General features: G+C 61.8%; 12 protein-coding genes. 10 read left to right on the forward strand and 2 right to left on the reverse strand.

Translation table 11 applies throughout. The annotated features are described in order from the left end of the window. The coding region (locus tag RMO81_RS00245; protein ID WP_310473716.1) for a sugar phosphate nucleotidyltransferase at positions 1-310 on the reverse strand (310 nt) is incomplete at its 3' end. Between the two features lie 290 nt (positions 311-600). Then, on the reverse strand, positions 601-1,665 hold the full coding sequence (pspF, locus tag RMO81_RS00250) for a phage shock protein operon transcriptional activator (RefSeq protein WP_310473717.1): 1,065 nt from the start codon (positions 1,663-1,665) through the stop codon (positions 601-603). A gap of 191 nt (positions 1,666-1,856) precedes the next feature. Here pspF and RMO81_RS00255 point away from each other — a divergent pair, with 191 nt between their 5' ends. The 10 genes from RMO81_RS00255 to RMO81_RS00300 all read left to right on the forward strand — a co-directional run bounded on the left by RMO81_RS00255 (position 1,857) and on the right by RMO81_RS00300 (position 5,359). After that, positions 1,857-1,994 (forward strand): hypothetical protein, encoded by a 138-nt coding sequence (locus tag RMO81_RS00255; RefSeq protein ID WP_310473718.1) that lies wholly within the window; start codon positions 1,857-1,859, stop codon positions 1,992-1,994. Positions 1,995-2,107: 113 nt separating this feature from the next. Next, positions 2,108-2,785 carry a phage shock protein PspA gene (pspA, locus tag RMO81_RS00260; protein WP_310473719.1) on the forward strand — a complete coding sequence of 226 codons (678 nt, stop codon included), beginning with the start codon at positions 2,108-2,110 and terminating at the stop codon, positions 2,783-2,785. Between the two features lie 4 nt (positions 2,786-2,789). Continuing rightward, positions 2,790-3,053, forward strand: coding sequence for an envelope stress response membrane protein PspB (pspB, locus tag RMO81_RS00265; RefSeq protein ID WP_310473720.1), 264 nt, complete (start codon positions 2,790-2,792; stop codon positions 3,051-3,053). 30 nt (positions 3,054-3,083) lie between these two features. Further along, positions 3,084-3,272 carry a PspC domain-containing protein gene (locus tag RMO81_RS00270; RefSeq protein WP_310473721.1) on the forward strand — a complete coding sequence of 63 codons (189 nt, stop codon included), beginning with the start codon at positions 3,084-3,086 and terminating at the stop codon, positions 3,270-3,272. Positions 3,273-3,322: 50 nt separating this feature from the next. After that, positions 3,323-3,703, forward strand: coding sequence for an envelope stress response membrane protein PspC (gene pspC, locus RMO81_RS00275; protein ID WP_310473722.1), 381 nt, complete (start codon positions 3,323-3,325; stop codon positions 3,701-3,703). A gap of 10 nt (positions 3,704-3,713) precedes the next feature. Next, a complete protein-coding gene (locus RMO81_RS00280) occupies positions 3,714-3,983 on the forward strand; it encodes a hypothetical protein (RefSeq protein WP_310473723.1) in 270 nt (89 codons plus the stop codon). A 13-nt stretch (positions 3,984-3,996) separates the two neighbouring features. Continuing rightward, complete coding sequence (locus RMO81_RS00285; protein ID WP_310473724.1) at positions 3,997-4,323, forward strand: hypothetical protein; 327 nt, start codon at positions 3,997-3,999, stop codon at positions 4,321-4,323. Between the two features lie 55 nt (positions 4,324-4,378). Beyond that, complete coding sequence (locus tag RMO81_RS00290; RefSeq protein WP_310473725.1) at positions 4,379-4,636, forward strand: hypothetical protein; 258 nt, start codon at positions 4,379-4,381, stop codon at positions 4,634-4,636. 17 nt (positions 4,637-4,653) lie between these two features. Next, positions 4,654-4,887, forward strand: coding sequence for a hypothetical protein (locus tag RMO81_RS00295; protein ID WP_310473726.1), 234 nt, complete (start codon positions 4,654-4,656; stop codon positions 4,885-4,887). Between the two features lie 49 nt (positions 4,888-4,936). Beyond that, positions 4,937-5,359, forward strand: coding sequence for a SufE family protein (locus RMO81_RS00300; RefSeq protein ID WP_310473727.1), 423 nt, complete (start codon positions 4,937-4,939; stop codon positions 5,357-5,359). Positions 5,360-5,472: the final 113 nt, after the last annotated feature.

The following is a 5,472-nucleotide window of genomic DNA, read 5'->3' on the forward strand; positions in this document are numbered from 1 at the left end:
CCGCCAGCGCAATCGCGGCGGCGGTGTTGCGTCCAGCCGGTTCGAGCAGGATCGTGCGCGGCGGCGTGCCGGCGGCGGCCATCTGGTCGGCGATCATGAACCGGTGCGCTTCGCCGCCAACCACGATGGCGGGGCTGAAACCCGGCGCCGCTGCAACGCGGGCCAGCGTCGCCTGCAGCATCGACTGGGTCGCCACGATGGGCAGCAGCTGCTTGGGGTGCAGCCCGCGCGACAGCGGCCACAGCCGGGTACCGGCACCGCCCGACAGGATGACCGGGCAAATATCTGCGGCAGTTCCGGGGCTGGACATTTCTGAACCTTCTTTGGGGTAGCGCCTGTCTGGCCGTGACGGGCATAGCTCTAACTCACAGCCGGCAGGCGACAAGACAAAATGCGCGCAAACCCGGCGCAAAAGCGATTGCCTGCAAATGGCGCCAGAACCAAGCCGCGCGGCGGCTTAAAGTATCGCATTTCAATGGCAAGTTGATGCTGCCACAGACCATTTTCGCAAGTCACAAAAAATTCTTGTTTCTTCAACCAAGCCGTGGCGTTGGAATCGGTTGGCCATGGCTCCGCGAAATGGCGGGAAGGCAGCGCGCCCTATTCCCCCAGCAGGTCGTGCCGTTTCAGCGCGTGGCGCAGCTGGTCATAGCTCAGGCCCAGCGCTGTGGCGGTGCGGCGCTGGTTGTGGCGGTGGCGTTCCAGAGCTGATTCAAGAATCTGTTTTTCATAGGCGGCCACCGCGCCGCGCAGATCGCTGATGCTTTCGAGCCTTGGCGGCGGCAGTGCGGCCGCCTCGTCCACCGGGCTGATGCTGGGCGCAGAAAAAGATGCGGTCGGCGGGTAGGCGGCAAAACTGCCGTGACCAGACATAGGCTGCGATTTGGGCCGCCACGGCGATTCGAACGGATCGATGACCAATTGCCCGATCGGCGTTTCCGCATCGCCCCAGCGATACAGCGCGCGTTCCACCACGTTTTTCAACTCGCGCACATTGCCCGGCCAACCCCAGGTCGCCAGCTGTTCCTGCACCTTGGTCGTGAAGCCCGGGAAGCGCGGCCAGCCCAATTCGGCGGCCATGCGGCGGGCAAAGTGCAGCGCCAATATGTCGATATCCTCGGCGCGCTCCCGCAAGGGCGGCAGGGTGATGACCTCGAAACTCAGCCGATCGAGCAAATCGGCGCGGAACCGCCCGCGTTCGACAAGGCCGGGCAGATCTTCGTTGGTGGCGCCCACCAGCCGCACATCGACGCTGATCGGTTTGTTCGATCCCAGCCGCGTCAGCTCACCATATTCAACAACGCGCAGCAGCCGTTCCTGGGCCTGGCTGGACAAGGTGCCAATTTCATCGAGGAACAAGGTGCCGCCGTCGGCATCCTCGAACCGGCCCGCCCGCGCTCGCTGTGCGCCGGTGAAGGCGCCCGGTTCATAGCCGAACAATTCGGCATCGATCAGATTTTCCGGCAGCGCCGCGCAATTGAGGCTGACCAGTGTTTGTGACCAGCGCGGGGACAGGCGGTGCAGGCGATCGGCGATGAGTTCCTTGCCGGTGCCGCGCTCGCCAATCACCAGCACAGGGCGGTTCAAGGCGGCCGCTGCCGACGCGCGTTCGACGGCGTCGAGGAAGCTCAAGGAGCTGCCAATCATCTGGGCTGGAGCGGCCATGCGATGAGTTGGCACAATTTCCCGATGTTTGGCAATTCCCGCTGAGGAAAAAAATCACTCCTCCACAGCATAGTTCATGATTTCAGTTACTTAGATTAAATCGGGCAGTTGGCACGACATATGCAAAGTAGCTGGCATGAGCGGATCATCGCCGCCAACCACTTCAAGCAACCATCTCAGGGAGACCAACAATGACCACCAACTTCATCAACTTCAGCCGCAACATGATGGCCGTGATGGCCGCCCTTTTGATCGGCACCACCTTCATCGCCGCCGCCACTGGCCCTGCCATGGTGACGCCGACCGTGAACAGCGATATCGTGGCGTGAACCACACCACGATGACCGGGGTATTGGTTCCACTGAGTCGCCCCCTTCGGATGGAACCAGCCCCGGTCCCGATGCTGACGACAACCACTTTCGAATTTCTGGAGATGAGACCGATGGGCATTTTTTCGCGCACCCGCGATATCATTGCTGCCAACGTGACCGACCTGCTCGACCGGGCTGAAGACCCGGCCAAGATGATCCGCATGATCATCATGGAGATGGAGGAAACGCTGGTGGAAGTGCGCGCGTCTGCGGCTCGCACCATCGCCGACCAGAAGGAAATGAAGCGCGCCATGATCAAGGCGAACCAGGCCGTGCAGGATTGGCATGACAAGGCCGAACTCGCCCTGTCCAAGGGCCGTGAAGACCTCGCCAAGGCCGCGCTGGTTGAAAAGAACAAGGCCAAGGCCTTTATCGACACCACCCAGGTGGAGATTGATCTGCTCAATGAAACGCTGTCGCTGAACGAAGCCGACATCGCCAAGCTCGAAAGCAAGCTGCGCGAAGCCCGCAACCGCCAGAACGCCCTGCTCAACCGCATCGAGAGCGCTACCCAGCGTTCCAAGCTGCGCGAGATGATCCGTGGCCCGCGCGTGGAAGAGGCCTTCAGCCGTTTTGAAGTGCTGGAACGTCGTGCCGATATGGCCGAAGGCCGCGCCGATGCGCTGGGCCTGGCAGATGGCAGCGGCACCCGCAGCCTGTCGGACGAATTCGCCGCCCTGGCCGACAATGATGAAGTGGATGCCGAAATCGCCGCCATGAAGGCGCGCCTCGGCAAGACGGAGGGTTGATCACATGGAAGACATCATCGTCCCCGTCGCCGTCGTTGGCATGCTGTTCATCGGCCTGCCGGGCCTGATCCTCCACTATCTGACCAAGTGGAAAAGCCAGACCGGCATCAGCAGCCAGGATGAAGCGTTGCTGGATGAACTGCACGATCTCGCCCGCCGGCTCGATCAGCGCATCGAAACCGTCGAGCGCATTATCGCTGCCGACAACCCCAATTGGAAGGATGGTCGGATTTCCGACCAATCCGAGCAGCGCCGGCTGCTTCGCTGAACCGGTAACCAGGCCAAGGAGGCCAAAGCAATGAGCCGCCAGTTTCTCGTCAACAAGACCGAAGGCAAAATGTTGGGCGTGTGCGCCGGGATCGCCAATTATTTTGGTTGGGATGCCACGCTGGTCCGCGTCGGGTTTGTCGCAGCCGCCGTGTTCGGCTTTGGCTCACCGGTGATCCTGTACCTGCTGATCGCCCTCATCGCGCCCTCCACCTATTGACCGGCACACCCGGCGCGCTCGTCCGCGCTGGCCAACAGGGAAATTTCACAATGTCTGAAAGCCGCACCCGCTTCTACCTCGACAAACGCAACGGCAAGATCATGGGCGTTTGTTCCGGCATCGCCGATTATTTCGGCTGGGATGTCACGCTTGTCCGCATCGGCTTTGCGCTGGGCGCCATCATGGGCGGTGGTTCCACCGTCCTGGCCTATCTGGCCATCGGCTGGATCGCCAACCAGAAGCCATCGTCGTTGTATGATCAAAGCCCGGAACGCGTTGAATTCTGGCGCGATGTGCGAGTGCAGCCCAAGCGCACGCTGCGCGACGTGAACGCCCAGTTCCGCGACGCCGATCGCCGCCTGCGCGATCTGGAATTTCACCTGACCAGTGACAGCCGCGAACTCGCCAACGAGATCGAAAAGCTGCGATAAGGGAGCAGGAATGATGTGGAATTACATGGTTCCGATCCTGGTGTTCATGATCCCGATCACAGGGATTCTCGCCAGTGTCGCCAAACGCTGGATCAAGCTCAAGGAAAAGCAACTGGACGTGACGGCCAGCGCCACGGCCGAGCAGGCGGCCCAATATGCCAACCGCATCGCCACGCTGGAAGAACGTGTGGCCGTGCTCAACCGGATCGTCACTGATCGCAATGAAGGCCTTGCCGTGCAGATCGAAGCCCTGCGCGATGCGCCCAAGCAATTGACCTGAAAGGCACTATCCGATGGCTCTTGACCCCGTCATGCTCGAGGCGATTGCGCCTGCGGCCGGCATCATCGGCTTTACCAGCGTGATTGGCTGGGTGGTCACGACCTGGCTGAAGGTGAAGAACGGCTATCCGCTGGAAAACAGCTGGGGCAAGCCGATGTATCCCAACGGCGGCGGCGAAGCGATGGAGCGGATCCGGCTGATCAGCCAGGAAAACGCCCAGCTGCGCGCCGAACTGGGCAGTATCAAGGATCGCATGGCGGTGCTGGAACGCATCGCTACCGACAAACCCAGCATGCTGGCCGCCGAAATCGACAGTTTGAAGACCAAACAACTGAATTGACCCAACCGGCCCGCCCCCCGCTCAGTCATAGGCTGGCAGACAAGGAAACAGGGATATGAATCCGTTTGAAATGGTGGTGTTGATCGTGGCGATCGTCACGATCGGCAAAGTCTTGTCCGGCCGCATGGGTGACCGCACCAACAAGACACTGGAAAAATTGAAAAAGGGCGGTGACGCCAGCGAGACGGCCGAAAACAACCGCCTGCAATCCGAAGTCGCCCGGCTAAACGACCGTATCCGCGTGCTGGAACGCCTCGCGACCGATCCGGCCAAGCGGCTTTCCGATGAAATCGAATCCCTGAAAAACGATTGAGCAAGAGGAGACACACCATGCCCCCGGCTGATTCCCTCCTGATCCTGTCCGCCGCCACCCTGACAGGCCTCGCCATGCTGGGCGGCCTCGCCGCCTGGGGCTGGTCTGGCTGGCTGCGCCTGAAACTGCGCGAGCTGGAAGCCCGGCCCACCGGCGGCGAACTGCCTGCCATCGGCCAGCGCATCGATCTGGCCGACCTGAAAGAGCGCATCCGCAAATTGGAAGCCATCGCCGCAGGTGTTGACCTGTAACGTCAATGGTCTTGACCGCAGCCCATTTGCCCCGCCATGGGCTGCGGTCATGGCCATCACCACTTTCGATGATGTCGAGGCCGAATTCGAAGCCTTCGACGATTGGGACGACCGTTATCGACTGATCATCGCGCTGGGCCACGCCCTGCCGGCGATGGAGCCCGCCCTGAAAACCGACGCCAACAAGGTGCGCGGCTGCGCATCGCAGGTTTGGCTGCACCCCAGCCAAGATGGCGACGTACTGCGCTTTGCTGCCGACAGCGACGCCGCCATTGTCAAAGGCCTTGTCGCGCTGGTGCTGATGCTGGCTGACGGCCGCCAGCCGGCCGACATCGACGGCAACGCCATCAAGGCCCGGCTCGACAGCCTTGGCCTGTCCCGACACCTGTCCTCCAACCGCACGCAAGGGCTGGCATCGATGATCGCCCGCATTGGTGCGCTGGCCAAGTCGGCCGTGGGGGAAAAGCCATGAGCAGCAACTTCGCCGAGCAGGTCAGCCAGTTCATGGGCCAGTTCGTCGGCCGCGTGCCGCACAACAAGCAATTGGGCCTGCGCTTCATCGAGGCCGGTGACCGCTGGGTGGAA

It is taken from the genome of Sandarakinorhabdus sp. (assembly GCF_031422795.1).
Lineage (GTDB): Bacteria > Pseudomonadota > Alphaproteobacteria > Sphingomonadales > Sphingomonadaceae > Sandarakinorhabdus.